The organism is Mucilaginibacter endophyticus (genome assembly GCF_003351025.1).
GTDB lineage: Bacteria > Bacteroidota > Bacteroidia > Sphingobacteriales > Sphingobacteriaceae > Mucilaginibacter > Mucilaginibacter endophyticus.
The window spans coordinates 97,131-115,178 of sequence record NZ_QPCG01000010.1; the positions used below are offsets into that span (position 1 = coordinate 97,131).

Annotated in this window: 14 protein-coding genes; 6 read left to right on the top strand and 8 right to left on the bottom strand. The window is 40.6% G+C overall.

The window, feature by feature from the left end:
* The first annotated feature begins 200 nt into the window (after positions 1 to 200).
* Positions 201 to 2,189, top strand: a complete 1,989-nt coding sequence (locus DUL71_RS28620; RefSeq protein ID WP_114941242.1) for a cytochrome-c peroxidase — start codon at positions 201 to 203, stop codon at positions 2,187 to 2,189.
* 343 nt (positions 2,190 to 2,532) lie between these two features.
* On the opposite strand, the gene DUL71_RS28625 is transcribed toward DUL71_RS28620, so the two are convergent.
* The 4 genes from DUL71_RS28625 to DUL71_RS28640 all read right to left on the bottom strand — a co-directional run bounded on the left by DUL71_RS28625 (position 2,533) and on the right by DUL71_RS28640 (position 7,179).
* On the bottom strand, positions 2,533 to 3,366 hold the full coding sequence (locus DUL71_RS28625) for an alpha/beta fold hydrolase (RefSeq protein ID WP_114941243.1): 834 nt from the start codon (positions 3,364 to 3,366) through the stop codon (positions 2,533 to 2,535).
* A 202-nt stretch (positions 3,367 to 3,568) separates the two neighbouring features.
* Positions 3,569 to 4,387, bottom strand: coding sequence for an SDR family oxidoreductase (locus tag DUL71_RS28630; RefSeq protein ID WP_208645676.1), 819 nt, complete (start codon positions 4,385 to 4,387; stop codon positions 3,569 to 3,571).
* 105 nt (positions 4,388 to 4,492) lie between these two features.
* Positions 4,493 to 6,058 (bottom strand): lectin, encoded by a 1,566-nt coding sequence (locus tag DUL71_RS28635; protein ID WP_154402503.1) that lies wholly within the window; start codon positions 6,056 to 6,058, stop codon positions 4,493 to 4,495.
* A gap of 86 nt (positions 6,059 to 6,144) precedes the next feature.
* On the bottom strand, positions 6,145 to 7,179 hold the full coding sequence (locus DUL71_RS28640; RefSeq protein ID WP_208645677.1) for a proline iminopeptidase-family hydrolase: 1,035 nt from the start codon (positions 7,177 to 7,179) through the stop codon (positions 6,145 to 6,147).
* Positions 7,180 to 7,740: 561 nt separating this feature from the next.
* Between DUL71_RS28640 and DUL71_RS28645 the strand changes: the two genes are divergently transcribed.
* Both DUL71_RS28645 and DUL71_RS28650 read left to right on the top strand, forming a co-directional pair.
* A complete protein-coding gene (locus DUL71_RS28645) occupies positions 7,741 to 8,313 on the top strand; it encodes a Crp/Fnr family transcriptional regulator (RefSeq protein ID WP_114941245.1) in 573 nt (190 codons plus the stop codon).
* A complete protein-coding gene (locus DUL71_RS28650) occupies positions 8,310 to 8,894 on the top strand; it encodes a Crp/Fnr family transcriptional regulator (RefSeq protein ID WP_114941246.1) in 585 nt (194 codons plus the stop codon). The genes DUL71_RS28645 and DUL71_RS28650 overlap by 4 nt, the downstream gene beginning before the upstream one ends.
* A gap of 139 nt (positions 8,895 to 9,033) precedes the next feature.
* Here DUL71_RS28650 and DUL71_RS28655 read toward each other — a convergent pair whose 3' ends face one another.
* The 3 genes from DUL71_RS28655 to DUL71_RS28665 form a co-directional block, all read right to left on the bottom strand.
* Positions 9,034 to 10,131 carry a peroxiredoxin family protein gene (locus DUL71_RS28655; protein WP_114941247.1) on the bottom strand — a complete coding sequence of 366 codons (1,098 nt, stop codon included), beginning with the start codon at positions 10,129 to 10,131 and terminating at the stop codon, positions 9,034 to 9,036.
* Positions 10,132 to 10,164: 33 nt separating this feature from the next.
* Positions 10,165 to 11,151 carry a D-2-hydroxyacid dehydrogenase family protein gene (locus DUL71_RS28660; protein ID WP_208645678.1) on the bottom strand — a complete coding sequence of 329 codons (987 nt, stop codon included), beginning with the start codon at positions 11,149 to 11,151 and terminating at the stop codon, positions 10,165 to 10,167.
* A 62-nt stretch (positions 11,152 to 11,213) separates the two neighbouring features.
* The gene (locus DUL71_RS28665; RefSeq protein ID WP_114941248.1) at positions 11,214 to 12,500 is read right to left on the bottom strand and encodes a metal-dependent hydrolase family protein; all 1,287 of its coding nucleotides are present in this window, start codon (positions 12,498 to 12,500) and stop codon (positions 11,214 to 11,216) included.
* Positions 12,501 to 13,128: 628 nt separating this feature from the next.
* Between DUL71_RS28665 and DUL71_RS32805 the strand changes: the two genes are divergently transcribed.
* The 3 genes from DUL71_RS32805 to DUL71_RS28680 are packed head-to-tail and all read left to right on the top strand — an operon-like array spanning position 13,129 to position 17,349.
* Positions 13,129 to 13,524, top strand: coding sequence for an isoprenylcysteine carboxylmethyltransferase family protein (locus DUL71_RS32805; protein WP_425270986.1), 396 nt, complete (start codon positions 13,129 to 13,131; stop codon positions 13,522 to 13,524).
* A 6-nt stretch (positions 13,525 to 13,530) separates the two neighbouring features.
* Positions 13,531 to 16,686: a sensor histidine kinase gene (locus DUL71_RS28675; RefSeq protein ID WP_154402504.1), complete on the top strand. Its 3,156-nt coding sequence runs from the start codon at positions 13,531 to 13,533 to the stop codon at positions 16,684 to 16,686.
* Between the two features lie 18 nt (positions 16,687 to 16,704).
* The gene (locus DUL71_RS28680; protein WP_114941251.1) at positions 16,705 to 17,349 is read left to right on the top strand and encodes a response regulator transcription factor; all 645 of its coding nucleotides are present in this window, start codon (positions 16,705 to 16,707) and stop codon (positions 17,347 to 17,349) included.
* Between the two features lie 60 nt (positions 17,350 to 17,409).
* Here DUL71_RS28680 and DUL71_RS28685 read toward each other — a convergent pair whose 3' ends face one another.
* Complete coding sequence (locus tag DUL71_RS28685) at positions 17,410 to 17,904, bottom strand: hypothetical protein (RefSeq protein WP_114941252.1); 495 nt, start codon at positions 17,902 to 17,904, stop codon at positions 17,410 to 17,412.
* Positions 17,905 to 18,048: the final 144 nt, after the last annotated feature.

Sequence of the window (18,048 nt, forward strand, 5' to 3'; positions counted from 1 at the left end):
TGACATTAAAAGCTTTCGCTGTTTGTATAGACCAATAATCCATATAAATATAAATCAATGAGCCGGTTGGTGTGATCGACCTTACATAACTGAGATGGATCGAAGCATCACAATTGTTGCCGATGTTCGACAAAATTTAAATATAATATCATACCTAATCATCCTTCCGTCTTCTCAAATCTGAATCCACCAGAATTTATATGAAAAAAGCCATTTTTATTTTTCCGTTATTGGCTATCGTTGGTTTCACAACGTTGGACTCTTTGCAGAAAACGCCGGCATCCAACCGACTCTTGCCTGCTGAAATGAAGATTTGCTCAGAGTACAATCGAAAGGTGAACGAACTTGATTCATTTTTAGCTGTCTATCCCCACTATTTTCCTGACAGTACTTATTCGATTCGAAAGAAGAAATACCAGGAGCTAGCTTTCAGGCTGAAAGAAGTCAGCGGAATATTGCTTTACTTTAAGCCGAAGGTGTATTACGACAGCATTGCGGGCCCGTTCCATTTTACCAAGGCAAACTCAGATCAAAAAGGGATATTCAAAGAAATTCCGGATAGTTTTATACTTACAGGTCCATTGGGCATCGATTCGGATTCCGATATAGCGCAAATGAATAAGGATGATATTCAAAGCGAACAAGCATTTATTCGAAGAGCCTCCCAAAATTACAGAAAGGTATTTGATGGGTTTTCCATTAACAACGAAATCAGTCAAATTAGCGACAGCCGACTAATGGACGCCTTACACAAAGAAATTTTTCGGATCTCCGTAAGTGATCTGGGTAACGCTGATTTTATAATCGACACTGCAAGTATGCCAGCATTACGAGGGGCCGTCCATGGATGGATTCGATATGTCCAACCAATTGTGGATATGCTCCCGCGTTCGGCTAAACCCTTGAAGCAACGGTGGCGTCGCCTGGCGTATAGCTGTGAATTGTATTTGTCTAAAAATCAGGATTTTTACGCTTTTGATCGAATGGTTTTTTTGAAAAAATGCGTGTTTCCGCTGACTGCTTGTTTTCATGACGTTCAACTGGGGTTGAAAATTCCTTTTTACGAAGAATCAGGAGCTATTCGTTCCGATGCCGTTTCTCTATATGAGGCTAATGCCATCATGCCAAATTTTTTCGAGGACGGGACAGAAGGTCGATCGACATTGAAACGAGAGCAGCTCGGAGAATTGCTGTTTTTTGATCCTCTCCTTTCAGGTAACAACAAGCGTTCTTGCGCAAGTTGTCACAGACCTGAAAAAGCATTTACAGATGGTCTGGCCAAAGGGCTAAGTTTTGACAAAAAGCAATTACCGAGAAATACTTCTACCATCATTACTGCTGGTTTTCAGAACATGCAATTCTGGGATGAGCGGGCGGTAACATTGGAAGATCAGATGGATACGGTTTTAAACAGTCCTACTGAAATGCATAGCTCTTTTTCGTCCGCTATTTTAAAACTTAATCATAGTCCAGAATATGTTCGTCTTTTCAGGGAAGCATTTCCAGGCAGGAAAGGAGTAGCGATAACTCGGGATGCCATCAAACATGCCCTAAGTGTTTACCAACGCAGTCTTTCTGGTATGAATACGCGGTTCGATGCCTACATGTCTGGTAAAGAAGGGGCGCTTTCAGTAAATGAGATCAGCGGATTTAACCTATTTATGGGTAAGGCCAAGTGTGGTGTTTGTCACTTCGCGCCATTATTTAACGGAAGCCTTCCGCCTTTCTACACCATGGCTGATCATCATTCTGACGGTGTTCCCGAGAGTTCCTCATTAGGTAACCATTCAATAGATCCTGACCTCGGTGTGGCCAGGCATACGAATAACCGCTTTGATCAATTTTCCTTCAAAACTCCTACACTGAGAAATATCGTATTAACTGGCCCTTATATGCACAACGGTGTATATTCGAGCCTGAAACAGGTGTTAGATTTTTACGACAAGGGAGCAGGTGCGAATTTCCGGCCCGGAATCAGTCAGCAACTTCGCGACGCTGGTTTACCACCTGTAGGGCTAACGATCCTGCCAGTTCCCCTGCACCTAAATGAGAAAGAGAAATCTGATATCATCGCCTTCCTGGGAAGCTTGACAGATGCAAAAACAGGTTTTCACCGTATCAAAAAGTTGCCGGCAATGGATCGGCATTTTTCCGATTTTAATGGTCGCAAAATTGGCGGTTACTACTGATGCTAAGTGCGCAATTAAGTGTTTGTCTTTATAGAAGCCAATCGATGATATTGGCAAAGATCTTGATTACCGTTTAAGGGATTTCCCGAAACGCTTAGTCATAAATCAAAGGTTTATGATGATGGGTAGATCCATTCCTGTTTAAAAATATAGCGCAATAAGAAAATTAACAGGGGGTTGCAAATTGCTGCAACCCCTTCCGGCACGATCTTCTTGCCGATTCACATTTAGGTTAGAAAAGGTTTTTTTACTTATCCTGTAGCGTAGTTAACTTGAACTGATCCTTCTGGCTGGACTTTGTGGCATCAAACTATGGCTCTTCCGGATAGCTTAGCGGTAACAATCAGGCATGCTGTATGAAATGAATGAGATCGCGGTTAAATTGGTCTTTCCTAGTCAAAAGAAGATAATGACCTCCGGTTTCGTACATATATAATTTAGAGTTGCTGATCTGCTCATGTGCTTCAAGCGCAATTTCCATCGGTATCGTAAGGTCATCTTTAGCATGAAAAATGCCTGTAGGTATCTGAATTTTACTGAGTTCATGTCTTAAATCCAGATTTTTCAATGCAATGATTGATTTGATTAACGCGTCGCTCGATGCCTCAGCCATAACACCATTGATCCAATTTGCTTCATTTAAGGACAGATCATTTTCCGTAAGTTTACTGAGTGGTCCATAAATGTCTGTAAGTGATTTCCTATTGTCTGGAAGTGCTGCGATAATTGTATTCAAATCATTTAATTCAAAGCCGAATGCATGATCAGGTAGCTTGACTGCTAGCGGAACATTCACGGCAAGCAACGCAAGCCCTGTAACCCTTGAGGGTTGGTATTTGGCTATATAGGATGCCGCTACCGAACTTCCGAATGAGAACCCAAGCAAAACTACATTGTCGATATCCAAGATGTTAATCAGATTGTGTATGTCGTTTACATGCATCTCATAAGAATATTCTGAGTCCGCCTTACTGGACTTGCCAAAGCCTCTCAAACTAACACCTATAGCTGGGTAGTTTTGTTCGCTTAAAGCCTTATATTGATGTTTGAACACCTCGTTACTTAAGGGCCATCCGTGAAGCAGCATAACTGGCCTGCCGTTACCTGCTTCTATGACATGCAGATGTACACCTGTTTCGACTTCGATGAAACAAGATTTTTGATCAATTTTTCCCATTGCAGATTATGTTGATTATCGATTTTAATTAATTGGTTAATGCTATAGAAAAAAGCCGACGGTATCATCCGGTCCAACTGAGAGTAACGCGCGGGCAAATGTTCATGTCTATGAATTGATTTTTCTTATATAATGGATCGGCCATTTATCACTATGTAGACAGCGCGATAAATGGGCTTTTAATAAGTAAGCCAGTTACGCGTTATAATGGAGTATCAGTTTGCGTTTTGCCAAAAATTCGTTCTTGTAATTCCATGTGAAAAGCCTCCCGCCCAATTTCTTTCCATTTATTATATAGAAAATTAACATCTTCTCCAGCTAAATAGCGTAGCTGATCTTTATTATCAGTTGCGGCTTCATATATAACTTCGGCTACGATTGATGGATCAGAAAAATGTTTTTCATCAAAAGATTGGAAAACCTTGTCGAGTGCCTCTTTGTAGTCCGGGTGTGTCGCGAATTCCAAATTTTGAAAGAAACCTGTTCTGGTGCTACCCGGTGCTACTGTTTTTACTTTCACACCACAAAGCTTTAGTTCGAATGCAAGGCTCTCGCTAAATCCTTCAATACCCCATTTTGTGGCATGATAAATGGCATTTAAAGGGAATGAAAAAACTCCTCCCATGGAGCTGATATTGATAAAGATTCCACTGCCTTTGGATCGAAAATAGGGGATAAACGCTTTGGTAACATTTATAGTGCCCAAGAGGTTGGTGTTTAACTGTTTGGTAATCTGATCGTCTGAAGTTCCCTCTATGGGGCCGATCAGTCCATACCCTGCATTATTGACAACTACGTCGACGCTGTATAATGCAGTTATTTCAGCCACCAAACTCTCTAGGTTAGAATTATCAACTACATCAAGCGTCTTAAGGGTTACGTTCGGTAAGTTTTCAAGTTCTCCGGCTTGGTTTGTATTTCGCATGCTAGCGATAACATGCCAGCCCATTGAATGAAAGTAAGTTGCAGTTGCTTTACCGATGCCGCTGGCGGCACCGGTAATAAAAATTGTTTTCATCATATGTTGTGTAATTTTGAATGACTCGCGTTAATAGATGGCCGGGTTTAGTCAAATTGCATTACCCACTGGTATAATAAACATTCCAATTGCTCAAAGAGCTTTCGATTATTTGATTATACAAGATGAAACCAGATCGTTTGCATTGGGATTCAATTTGGAAAAGTCGGGCGTGTCAGCATTCAATGTCCAGGACCATCCACTAAAATTATCGTCAGAGTACATCGTTATCACTCTTCCTTTAGGTATGCGTATTGAGGAAGCCCAATCGTTTTTAACTCCTAAAGCTGCCATTTGCTGCAAATTATACTTTCCCGGGGGGATAATTGCGCTGACGTCTCCCTGGTATGCGGAGCTTTGATAAAAGGTTACACCCGAATTGGCTGATGTCGTGAACGGAGTGGTGAGCTTGAGGCGGTATGGGGTGATACCCTTCAACATATCTCCACCATCATGAACCAGCCTCAGGTAAAAATCAGATGAAACGTGTACTCCGTCTGCATCCAAAGTCAGGAAATATTTGCCTTTTGGGATCATGGTGCTATCTTCCGCAACCTTGAATATGGATGTTGCTTCATTTAATTCATCGAACATCGCGATATATGTTGTGCTAATGGATGCTTGTTTGAGTGTAGCAAATTGCTTCCAAAGCAGGTCACCGTGTTGTCTCGGTATTTCATTTTTTCTTGAGATTGTTCCATTGGTATTATGGAAAGCGGTTCCTGGATAGATGCACGGTTGATAATCTATCCCATGTTCTCTGCAAAAGGACTGGTCTCCTGCAATCCATGCCGCATAACCATTATCGATCAAACCACCTACGCCCCACGCGGAGAGCATATTGAAGGCCGCGAAAGTTTCATTGAAGTTTGGCTTTGTGTTTTCTCCTTTGAGCCAGCCGCCCGGAATTGAACCTATAACATAGCAACCCTGGTTTTTAAACCAATTTATGAGATCAAGTGCCTCTATTGCACTTGAAGGATGGCTAGCATATCCTAAACCGTAAATACTGACCACAGGTTTACCATTTTGCTTAGCATATGCGGAAGAATTCAGGAGATCAAGTGTGCCCTTTATTGTGTTAGTCCAATCTGATTTGATCGCATTGAGGTCTCCCCAGCCGGAGGCATCGTACATAATGTAAAATTTTATTCCATTAGCTACTGCTGCGGTTTCAACTTTTCGCGCCATGCCGTCACGTTGATCTTTAATTAGGCTACCCGGGCTTATTTCATTTGCAAACCTTTGTAATGCCGCACAGTCGATGCCATATTGACGCATCCATTGAAAATGAAGGTTAACGGTGCCTGCGTCGTACGAAGAAAACATTGTAGCCGGTTGTCCATTAGTCAGCGTTCCGGAGAAGGGCGGTTGAGTACTGCCATCCTGGGAAAATGGAACGGCTTCATAAGCGGACTTATACTCTCGCATATCCGGCCACATTTCTAGATTGGTATGAGAGAAGCTGTTAATTGGCGACCCGTCACCTTTGGCGGAGAACCAACCTTGATATCCAACTGTAATTTTTCCAACAACGTCACCGGTTGATACAAGGGATGAATGAAAAGAGCTTGACTTTAGTTTTTCCTGAAAGGAAGTTTTTTCAATCTGCTTATTGCAGCTTAACAATGTGAGGAGCACCAAGCTGCCCGGTAAGAGGTTCGTTTTTTTCACAGGTACTGTATATTTTAAGTCCAAAAATCCGTTTCCAAAATTTGCATTAAATAGGATAGCTGATCTGCGCAGTTGTGTAAACTACGTTAGAGCGCTTTTAAAAATTTCAAAAGGCCGTTGAAGTATACAGCCTGATCGTCATACATACTTAGATGACTTCCGTTTTTGCAGATCAGACAGATCCCATTCGGAATTAATTTGGCCATTTTCTCCATATCTCTGGGATCCATCTCATCGAATTCCGCGCCTATTGTAAGCGTTTTTACCTTAATTTCCGGTAGCTTGTTCCAGATATCCCATCCCTTGAAGTTTCCTGTAACCAGGAACTCACTTTTTCCCTGCATCAACTCATAAATTTTGTAATTGGCATGTCTCATGGCTCGTGTTAGAGGCTCAGGCCATGGTTTTGTACGGCATAGCATTACCGGATAGAGGTCTTCCATCATGATTTGCCCGTAGTCAGGATCGTCATAATTGCCACTAGCTTCTATGCGATCCAAACGCTTGGCCTTATCTTCACTGAGCAACTTTTTATATTTGACAACATGTTTAAGGAAGGAGTCGGCGCTGGCTGCCATATTAGAGATTATAAGCCCTTTTAAGTGCTTCTGGTATTTTAGTGCGTACTCCATAGCCAGTACACCGCCAAAAGAATGACCGAATAAAACGAAATCTTTTAACCCGAGTCCTTTCCTTACTTCTTCAATTTCCTCGACATATCTAGGAATTGTCCATAAAGACGGGTCGTCAGGGACATCTGAATTATTACAACCCAATTGGTCATAATAGTACATCTCAATGTTCGCAGGAGGTAAAAATGACTCGAACGCTTCTAAGTATTCATGTCCAAATCCTGGCCCTCCATGTAATAATAATACTTTTATCGGACCGCTACCCATTTTTTTGGTCCAAACCTTGTATTTTCCGCCAACGACGGGTATCATCTGTATGCCTGCCACCCTAATGCCAGAAGGATTAAGGGAGTCTTGTGGCATATCACTACGCATTGGAAATAATTCAAGCCGCTCATCAGCGAACGCATTTGCCTTGCTCATTCCAAGGGCAATTGATGCTAACGATCCGGTAAGGAATGCTCTCCTGTCAAATTTTCTGAACATCATTTTGTTATTATAAGTTGAACGGTATAACCAGGTTGTTTATGCATTGTAATTCCTGATCAAGTAATTGCTCAATTTTACCGGTAAACTTTACATTTAAAAATACCCGATATCGGTGATTTTGGTTGTTCGAACCCCCAATTTTCGATAGCCCTGCTGGTGAACAAATTCAAACTCACCAATGCGGGGATACTATCAAAGTAAAATAGAGGTGATGATTACTAAGCGTAGGTATTGACAGCCATTGCATGTGCGCTACCTTATAACTATATAACACAGTTTGGAGGCCCGATCAGGCGTCGATGTTTGAAAAGTGCAATTACCTATTTGTATAGTATAATTATCGTCATTCCACACACCCATAACTTTGCATCATTAATTAATTTATTAATTTATTAAACTGGATGTTTGAGTTTAGAATTAGATGATTTAATTATTGGTAAAAAAATCCATAGACAAAAGGAACTGTATTATTCATCATAATGCTTTTCGAAGCGATACCGACCATGATGGGCGCTTACAGTTATTGATGCACTGATGTCCGTGTTGTCTAATTCTTAAATAATGGACGAGTTAATACAATTACTTAATCATCACCATCAGTTTCCTTTAAGGGCATGGAGACTGCTATTATCCGAGACACAGACTTTGTCTTTCAAAAAGAATACACAGTTTAACCTTGATTCCGGAAAGTTTCACGAAAAACAGATATTTGTGATTAAAGGGCATTTTAAACAATTCTACTATCAGGAGGATGGCTCAGAAAAAATTATTTCCTTTGGCTTTCCCGGCGATTATTTACTGCAACACGCGTCTGCACCAATGCGGATAACCGTCCAATCGCTAAGTAATGCGGAAGTTTTAATTTTTGAGATGAACCTGCATCAAAACTGCACTTGTCTTTCGCATCGTTTTTTGGCAGACATTTGTAATTATTCAATCAAACAGTATGCCGATCACTTGTACATTTTGGGTCTTCGTACCCCTGTAGAACGTTATGATTATTTGTCACAACATAAGCCCGAGATAGCTAATAATGTTGCGCTCATCGATCTCTCAAAGTACTTAAATACCAGTAGGGAAGCATTGAGCAGGGCTAGGATATCAGCCCTCAAAAAAATAAAGGGTAAATTATGAACATACCCATAGTCAGTTTTCTCGAGAAATTTGTGACCATTCCCGATGATGAAAAAAGCATTATTTCAAGTGCTTTCTCTGTAAAGATTTTTAAGCCCCGGACAACGATTCATCCAGCAGGTAAAGGATTAGAACATTTATATTTAGTGGAAAAGGGCCTGCTCAAATTGGTCGTTGAACGAACCCAATCTGAAACATCTGTTTTCTCTTTCGTAGAGGGTTGTCAGGTAGTCGGAATTTCAAGTCTATATTCAACATCCGGTTATAACCCGCTAAGTCTGATGACGGTCACAGAAACGACCGTATGGTCTATCAAATTATGCCAATTCGAGGAACTTAGTAATAAATATAAGTATCTTGGGCATGCGATGCTGGCAGCAACCAGACTATCAATTGCCGAAGCAATTTCCATCAAAAGCGCCTATTTGGGTTTGACCGCATATCAGAAGTATTCAAAGTTAATGAAAATGCAACCATATGTAGTCTTGAATGCGCCTTTAAAAGATATTGCTTCCTATTTGGAAATAACTCCGCAGTCCATCAGCAGGATCAGAAGAAATGCCCGACCTGTTACTCGTTAAGAAAGGATTTTCAACGAACCATCGGTTTCAGAGTGCCGGCGTGATGGGATTGATATAAAACCTGATACCTTCCTAAATTACTAATATTTCCGGCATAGACCGAAACACAGTCTGGTGCTGTTTAACGTCTCCTGCTGGATCATTGAGCACTGGATTGTTTAGCATGGTATAAGACAGATAATTTATGTGTTAAATCCGTCACCTGAATATTTCGTGCGATTATATTCCCGTTTGGGTCCAGAAGGTAATTGTCAGGAATTGATTCAACACCGTAGGAGATTGCAACATCGTTCATCATATATTTCAAATCCGACACGTTATACCATTGAAGATGGTCTTTTTTTATTGCGTTGAGCCACTGGTCACGTTGACCCGGGCGGTCCAACGATACGCTCACGATTTGAAAACCTCGTTCATGATACTCATGGAATAACGCTATTAAAAATTTATTTTCAACGCGGCATGGAGGACACCAGGAAGCCCAAAAATTAACCAAAACATAATTACCACGAAGGGAGGATAAAGTAAATAAGTGGCCTGCGGTATCCAATTGCGAGAAATTAGGAGCGGGGGAGCCGACTTTGATTTGATTCATGTGTATCAACGCATTGCCGATCATTACGCCGAGCTTATTCATTTGAATTGTACGTGACAATGTCCTAAACGACTTTAAGGCTTGTTCAGGATCGGTATCCGCTATTTGCTGCACTGCGGCTAAACTGGCAAGTGAATATCTATGCTTATTTATGAAGTCTTTGCTTGCAATGATAGAATCGCTGCTCCTACCTGTTGAATCCTTTTTAGCTGACTGGTTCTGCGTAGAACCAGGTGGCTGACTGATAAGTTCTTTGAACATCATTTTAAAAGAATCAAGATCAATGTTTGCTTGCGTCCCGGATACAACAGCGTCCCTTAACGAACTATCGGCCGTGATGACAGTTGTTCCGGCAACTAAGAATAAGGATATCGTCCCCTGATCTTTTGTGGGCTCTGAAAGCGCATTCACCAATTTCATTCTGATAAATGTTGTGTCGGTAATTCGACCTCTAATCTGAAATAGCCCACCTTTTGCATGATAGTAATAAGGTGTTTGCTTAGACGAATATTCATCATCCATGATTAGTGTAGCGCCTTTTTTTAACTTCCTGACTTTAACTATAATGTTGTAGTTTTCATGCTGCTGTCCGTAACTGGTCATAATGAACATGCATGATATCATAATGAGTATGTATTTCATATGTAATGATTAATAGGGATTGCTCTTGAAGGCTTATTTTGACTCTTTGGAATCCTGAAGCAAGACTTTTTTACTTTCGTCGACTTTCAGGAAGCGATGGATTGCACTAACTGTATCTTCAAAAAAAAGTCGGTAATTGTCTTCTGTCACGTAACCTATGTGAGGTGAGGCTAGGACGTTTGTTAAATACCGAAACGGACTTTCTTCAGGCAATGGTTCGATATCGAACACATCAAGCGCTGCGCCAGCAATTTTATTTTGTTTGAGTACTTCAACGAGAGCGGATTGATCGACCAATTTCCCGCGCGAGGTGTTAATCAAGTATGCGCTTGGTTTCATAAGCAGCAGGTCTTTAGCTGATATAATTCCTTGCGTTCGATCACTAAGCCTTAAATGTAAACTAACGAAGTCAGATGCTATTAATAACTCCTCCTTACTTACCCATTGTACACCGTAACTACTTGCAGCTGATTCTGTAAGGTTGGAACTCCAGGCAATAACGTTCATATCAAATGCTTTAGCATAACCTGCGATCCGTTTGCCGATATTTCCAAGGCCAATAATTCCAATTGTTTTGCCTTTGAGATCTGTTCCAACGGATGTTTGCCAGACCCCCGACCTTAAGGCATTACATTCACCAAGGAGGTTTTTCGATAGCGCCATTAGTAAACTCCATGTTAGTTCCGGCGCCGCGTGATGAAGAAAACCGGTATGGGCCACATGTATACCGAACTCCTGGCATGCAGCGGTATCTAATGAAGCGTTCCCCGTTCCAGTAGAGACTATCAGTTTCAAATTCGGAAGTCTGGAAAGCAGTGTTCTTTGAAAGGGCGTGCGTTCCCTCATTATACAAACGATTTCATATTCTCCTAATCTGCTTACTAACGCATCTTCATCATTTAAGTGATCACTATAGGCGTTAACGACAGCCAAGTTTTGGAGTAGATTCCAATCGGCAAATCTAAATGCCGCGTTCTGGTAGTCATCGAGGATAGCTATATGGGGCAATTTCTCAGTCATAATTTGTTGGTTATTAAATTTTCAGTAGCTCATTAGAAACTTTATGAATGCAGCATCGCTTTCTATCTGTCATTACGGTATATTTTACCATCCTTCATTACAAATGATACTTTGCTCATATCGAGGATGTCAACTAGGGGATTTCCGTCCACAGCCACGATGTCGGCGAGCTTTCCGGGAGCGATACTGCCAGTTTTGTCATTGATACCGAGTAATTCAGCAGCTGAGGTTGTTGCTGATTGCAAAGCTTCCATAGGACTCATTCCGCCAAGTGTCATGTAATAAAATTCAAGGTAGTTTTTACCATAAGGAAAAACACCTACATCTGTACCAAATGCTATCCTGATTCCTGTTTTATAGGCATTTCGAAAAGACTTTTGCAATTGCGGACCGATTGCCAGGGCTTTGCGTGCCACTATTGGAAGAAAGAATCCCGGAACCTTGGCCGAATCGGCTACGCTGTGACCTGCTGTAAGCGTTGGAACTAACCATGTGCCATGTTTTTTTGCCAATGCTAAACATTCTTCGTCCATAAAAGTCCCATGTTCAATTGAAGTAACACCTGCAAGGATAGCACGTTTGATACCTTCGCTTCCATGGGCGTGACACGCAACCTTCAAACCGTAATCTTTAGCGGTTTGGACTGCAGCCTTGATTTCATCGGTTGTATATTGTGCTCCTTCACCGTTATTGCTCAGATCGAGCACGCCTCCTGTAGAAGCCAACTTTATAACATCTACACCTTGTTTATACTGTAACCGCACTGCTTTCACAATTTCGGCTTCACCGTCAGCAACCCCCATCGCCGGATCAGGTTGATGAGCAAACACATCGTGTCTGAAACCATCAGTATAATCCATGTGCCCGCCACTTGAAGAAATCGCTCTTCCAGCGGTGTATATCCTGGGGCCATCCGTGAGGCCTGATTCTATCGCATTCCGCAGACTGACATTCACTCCCGTACCCCCTAAATCGCGAACAGTTGTAAAACCTGCTAACAGTAATTTCTTAGCGTTTGCTGCGGCGATGTAGGCAACATCGGCATCCTCAAGCCTGAGTGCATCCAATTCTGAAGTTTTGGTAATTTCCGCTTCGACGTGGACATGACAGTCAATCAGGCCTGGGAGAACCGTCTTGTTACGCAGGCTGATAATGTGATCATTTTTGTCGCCTGAAAGATAGCCAGGCTGGATAGAAAATATTTTTTTATCTTCCACTATAATGGTCATTTCATTATAGGAGGTCTTGGAGACGCCGTCAATTAGCTTGCCGCATTGTATATATGTCTTTTGAGAAAATGCATATTGTGATGCGAAAAAAAAGTATAACAAGATTACGGTATATTTCATTTATGTATATTTTACGTATGCTCTAAACAGGATTGGGCTCAGATCTATTTTAAGCTGTAGGTCTTAAAAGGTGAACCGACCGCTTATAGATGGTTGCTTCACTTGCAAAAGAACATATATATATTCTTTTTCGAGGTGATCTGAATCACCAATTCATCTTGTCCTTCTTCGATGTAACAGCGTGCTGCCGAAATTATTTCCTGATAACAAATGTTGCATGTAAAGCAGTTAGTATAACCGCTTCGCACTAAATAAAATAATTAACACCATGGAATTTTAAATTTTCGGTCCTCTGAACGGCGTTGCCTTGTTCATTCTCATAACAGCGTCACATTGGCTATAATTATGATTTTCTTACCAAATGTTCATTGTGCCTCGTGCTGGCTTTTCTGAATTTTGCAGGATTTTAATATTCATTTATCCTATGTGTCATAGGCTAGTAGCGTCGATGTGATCTGTGATTCCATCGAACCACTTTCAGCCAAAAAAGAAAATTGCAATGATTTTAGTTACGACGACTTTTTATGTTACCTTTTTATTTCGGCTTTTGACCGTTCTTATTTCAGCTTCTAATGAGAAAAAGATGAAAATGATGGGTGCGATCGAATACGGAGTACAAAATTCGAAAATGTTGATCACTCTCCATTTCGTATATTACCTTGGTTGCTTTTTTGAGGCATATTTAAAACGAGCTTTAGCAAATGACCCTTTGACCTACGTTGGCTTGATCCTCTATATTTTTTCAATTATTGTATTATACTATGTTATTTTCCAACTACGCCGCATCTGGACGGTGAAATTGATTATTGGCCCGAGTAGTTACCATCGCATTAATTCCAGTTTTTTATTCAGGCACATCAGACATCCAAACTATTACCTGAATATTATTCCGGAACTCATTTCACTTTCGTTGTTTTTCCACGCCTGGTACTCTTTCGCGATTGGATTTCCATTGTACATTTTGTTACTATTCAACCGCATTAAAGAAGAAAATAACTTGATGAGGCAACATTTTAATATTTAATATCAATTGCAGTTTAAATCACCAATATCCGAGGGGGCAATAAAACAACAATTGAAAAATTTGTTTCATGATTTTTTTTATTGTAGCCGCCAAAATTATAGGCTATTGTTTCGTCGTGGGATGAAAGACAGATGCTTTGCCGTGATCTTTACTGTATTTGCCGTTCTGCCGTCTATAGTTGCCGCAAAGCCGGTTTACAGCTTGTTTTTTCGAAAGTTTACTCCGGAGAATGGATTGGTAAATAGCCATATTAATGTGATTTTAATGGATCGGAGAGGATTTTTGTGGATTGGAACGGAAGACGGTCTCCAGAGATTCGACGGAAAATATTTTACCGATTTAAATTTTGCAGATGATGATAAGGATAGCCCTAAAGCTAATATTATCACCGGCCTTTGCCAGGGTAACGATGATGACATATGGATTGCCACTGCCAACGGAGGACTTTTCAGATATGATTACAGACAGTCTGCACCCCGCCGGTTCAAACGATATGCGTATAAAGAAACTGATCCATATAGTCTTCCACCTGGACGTATTACAAATTTAAATATAGATAGTGACGGCAATTTGTGGATGATTATCGACAATGAACTTCTGGTCAATTATAAGGCGCGCCAGAATCGATTCTATAAGTATGCCCATCTGTGGAAAGCACCTTTGCTGTCATTGACAATAGGAAAGGACAACAGTATTTGGATCGGAGGAGAATCCAAATTGCTAGGCAACTTTAACGCGGAAAAACGTTGCTTGAACCTAATCGAAAATCAAAGCAGTGCCGTTACAACAATTTATATCGATAAGGAAGGTACCATTTGGTACGGTGATAACAAGGGAAAACTTTTTTACAGGACCAAAGGACGTAAACTATTTCTGGAACACACCTTGTCAAAACAGATCGTAGCATTGAATGATATGATCTCGTCGATTGTAAGAACGCCTAACGGACAATTATATGTAGGCTTCAGGAATTCAGGCCTGGCTTGCTACGATCCACTAAGCAGGAGTGTTTGTCGTTACTTAAAAGGCGTTGCTGACGACGGTTCTATTTCGGACGATCATATCAATATTGTTTACCCGGATGAAAGAGGCAACATTTGGTTGGGCACCAATAATGGCTTAAACCAAATCAGTGCAATTTTTTCTCCATTTAAGAGGGTCGTTATACCAAAGGTTTTTCGGGTAAATCAAATTTTTGACCTCTATGAAGATATTGTAGGGAATCTTTGGATAGCTACAGATAGGGGAGTGCTAAGGGAGTCTGGCAAAGACCATCATATCGATGTTATCGTAAGCAAATATAAGGGTCAGGACTTTATTGTAAATAGATTTTATCGTGACGTAGACGGGGCTTTCTATTGGGGAACGAATTATTCGCTGTTCAGATACAATGATAAATCCGGGACTGTTGCTATTCTTCCAAATACAGAAGAAGATCCGATGATGCGAAAATTGAAAAATTCTACTATTCTCTCGATAGCAAGAGATAATATAAAAGGCCATCCTGCACTACTTATTTCACTATCAAATAGGTTTTTGCGGTACTATGATTTAACAGATAAGAGATGGATTGCTGTTAATGAAAAAAACGTTCAGAAGGAGATCTGGGATGACAAGATAACGAAAATTTACAATGACAATAATGGACACCTGTGGTTGGCGACCTGGAAAAGCGGTCTGGGTGACCTGACATGCAATAGCAACCAGCCTGTGATTCATTATCATACATCCTCGAACACAGGAAAAGGCGGTCGTGCAATGAACGTATATGATATTGAAAAAGATTTCAAAGGCGATATATGGATTTCAAGCTATGGAGGCGGTCTTTATAAAATGGATACGGTTTCAAACACATTAGATCACGTTGAAGAATCGAGCAATTTGACGGAAGGGTTCCTGCCGGATAAAGAAAATAACCTTTGGATGATTTGTAACGGACACTTCCATAAATACGATTCTAAAAATCGCAGGTATACCTGCTATGACATTCCTGAACTTCGAACAAATGAGGGTGTTCGCGGGTTTCCCATTGCGGGTGAGAGTGGCAATATTTTTGCGGCAGGCAACGATTATTATGTTAAATTCGATCCGCAGCAAGTTCCTAAAATTAATTTGTCACCGAAGGTTTACTTTACGGATTTTTCGATTTTTAATAAATCCTTCAATAAATTACTGTACGGAGCCGGCATAACCCTCGAAAAAAGTCAAAACTATTTTACGATCGACTTTTCCGCGCCGGACTACGGCGGAGATAATATTCAATATCTGTACAGAATGGTAGGTATTGATAGCAACTGGGTGATGGCAGGGATAAAAAACTCCGTAAGTTATTCAAATTTGAAGGCCGGAAAGTATGAATTCCAAGTAAAAGCAAGTAACTGGAAAGGGAATTATGCAAGTAATTTCAGTAGTTTACAAATCATCGTTGAACCCCCTTTTTATGAACAATATTGGTTCAGTCTATTGGTGATTATGATAATTTGCTCTATCATTTATCACGTTTACATGTATCAGATTCGTGAACTCAAAAAAATTCAAGATGTGAGAAATGGTATTGCGAGAGATCTTCACGATCAAGTTGGTTCCACGCTAAGCAGTATCGCAGTCTACACGGAGGTTGCAAAAATATTTCAGCAGCAAAATAAACGGAACGACGTTGAGCAACTTCTAAAAATTATCAGTGAAACTGCTACCTCCATCGTACAAGAAATGACAGATATTATATGGAGTATTGATGCTAAAAACGATCATATCATTAGCATAGTCAAACGTATAGAATCCTATGCTAAGCCGCTTTGTGCTGCTAAGGGAATAAAGTTTTCCATCGATGCAGATGCTAAACTTTTCCATCAAAGCATGAGCATGTCCTTAAGAAAAAATCTTTTTCTCATTCTTAAAGAGGCGATCAACAACGCGATAAAACATGCGGATTGCAAAACATTGAAGGCCGTACTTTCGGTCGATAATGAAACCATTTCATTGGAAGTCAAGGATGACGGCGTCGGATTTGATTACGTTCACGATAACTCCGGTTTGTCTGGTGTCAAAGGAAACGGACTGTCCAACATGAAGAATCGTGCGGAACAGATGAATGGTTTATTACGAATCGTCACATCCGGAAAATCCGGAACGTCGCTGACCGTGACATTTAAAATTGTATAAGTTAATTTTTTGTAATTCATGAGTATACGAATAACCATTTTTGATGACAACCCTAACATGCGTAATAGTATTAGAATGTTGTTAAGCACGGACTTTTCGTTTGAGATTGTGGGTGCCTTTGGCTCGGCGATGAATTGCCTGGAGGATATAAAATTGACCAAACCTTCCGTAGTTCTAATGGATCTCGAAATGCCTGGGATCAGCGGAATCGATGCCATACGTTTAATAAAAAAACATCATCCGGAGATCCTTATATTAGTTCAGACTGTCTTCGAGGACGATGACAGGATATATGACTCGATAATCGCCGGTGCTTCCGGATATGTTTTGAAGAACACCTTAAAAGATAATTTGATTACCGCTGTGAAGGAGCTCGATTCCGGCGGCTCACCTATGAGCCCTTCTATTGCCCGCAAAGTTTTAGCGTTAATGCAGCAGCCCCTAAATGTAAACAAATGCAGGACAACCGACTATGGATTAACGCAGCGCGAAAAAGAGGTACTGGCCTGTGTTGTAAATGGCTTAAGTCATAAGATGATTGCTGCTGAATTGAAAATCAGTTATGAAACAGTAAGAAGTCATATGAAAAATATTTATGAGAAGCTGCATGTGGCATCCTTGACTGAAGTAGTTGCAAAAGCGATCAATCATAATATTATATAAAGACATATGGAGTACACTTCATAATAATGTGCGTAGGGAAATCTATTTCGAAGGCTATGACTAATCACTCACCGCCATGAGTTTGAAAAGTGTTTGATTGTGCTTACGATATAGCTGATGTCGGTATTCCTCTACCATCGTGGTCTCAATAGGATAAAACTGTATCTTATGGACAACTGCGAGTGCGAAAACCTGGCCAAATGTAGCGGCGGCTTGTTCAAGCTTCCATTCTCGAAACTTTGTTGCATCAGATAGCGCATGAATATAGTTGTGTACACTAATGGCGATATCAGCAACTGCAAGGTCTGCGGTATCCTTCGATAAATAAAGAAAATCAATCAAATCATCCATCGAATAATCATCATATATGTATATCCCAATAAGGACTTTACAGGCCTGTAGCTTTTCTTTGTAGGTAGATGCAAAATAATCTGCGTTATTCAGTTCCAAACTATCGAATGGTATAATAGAAGCTGACGCGGGCGCCACGCCGTAAGAATGGTTGTACCATCGGGCCTTATCAAGTATTTCGTTGATTAAATCTGCAAAATCCATATGCAATGAGCTAATGAAGAGTCGAAAGGATAGATATTGAAAGTAAGCCGGATCATATTGACTTTATTCAAATATATAATCGTTTATAATTGGTCGCATCTAATAAAACAATCTTAATGTTAAATACCCGTCCATTTGGATCAA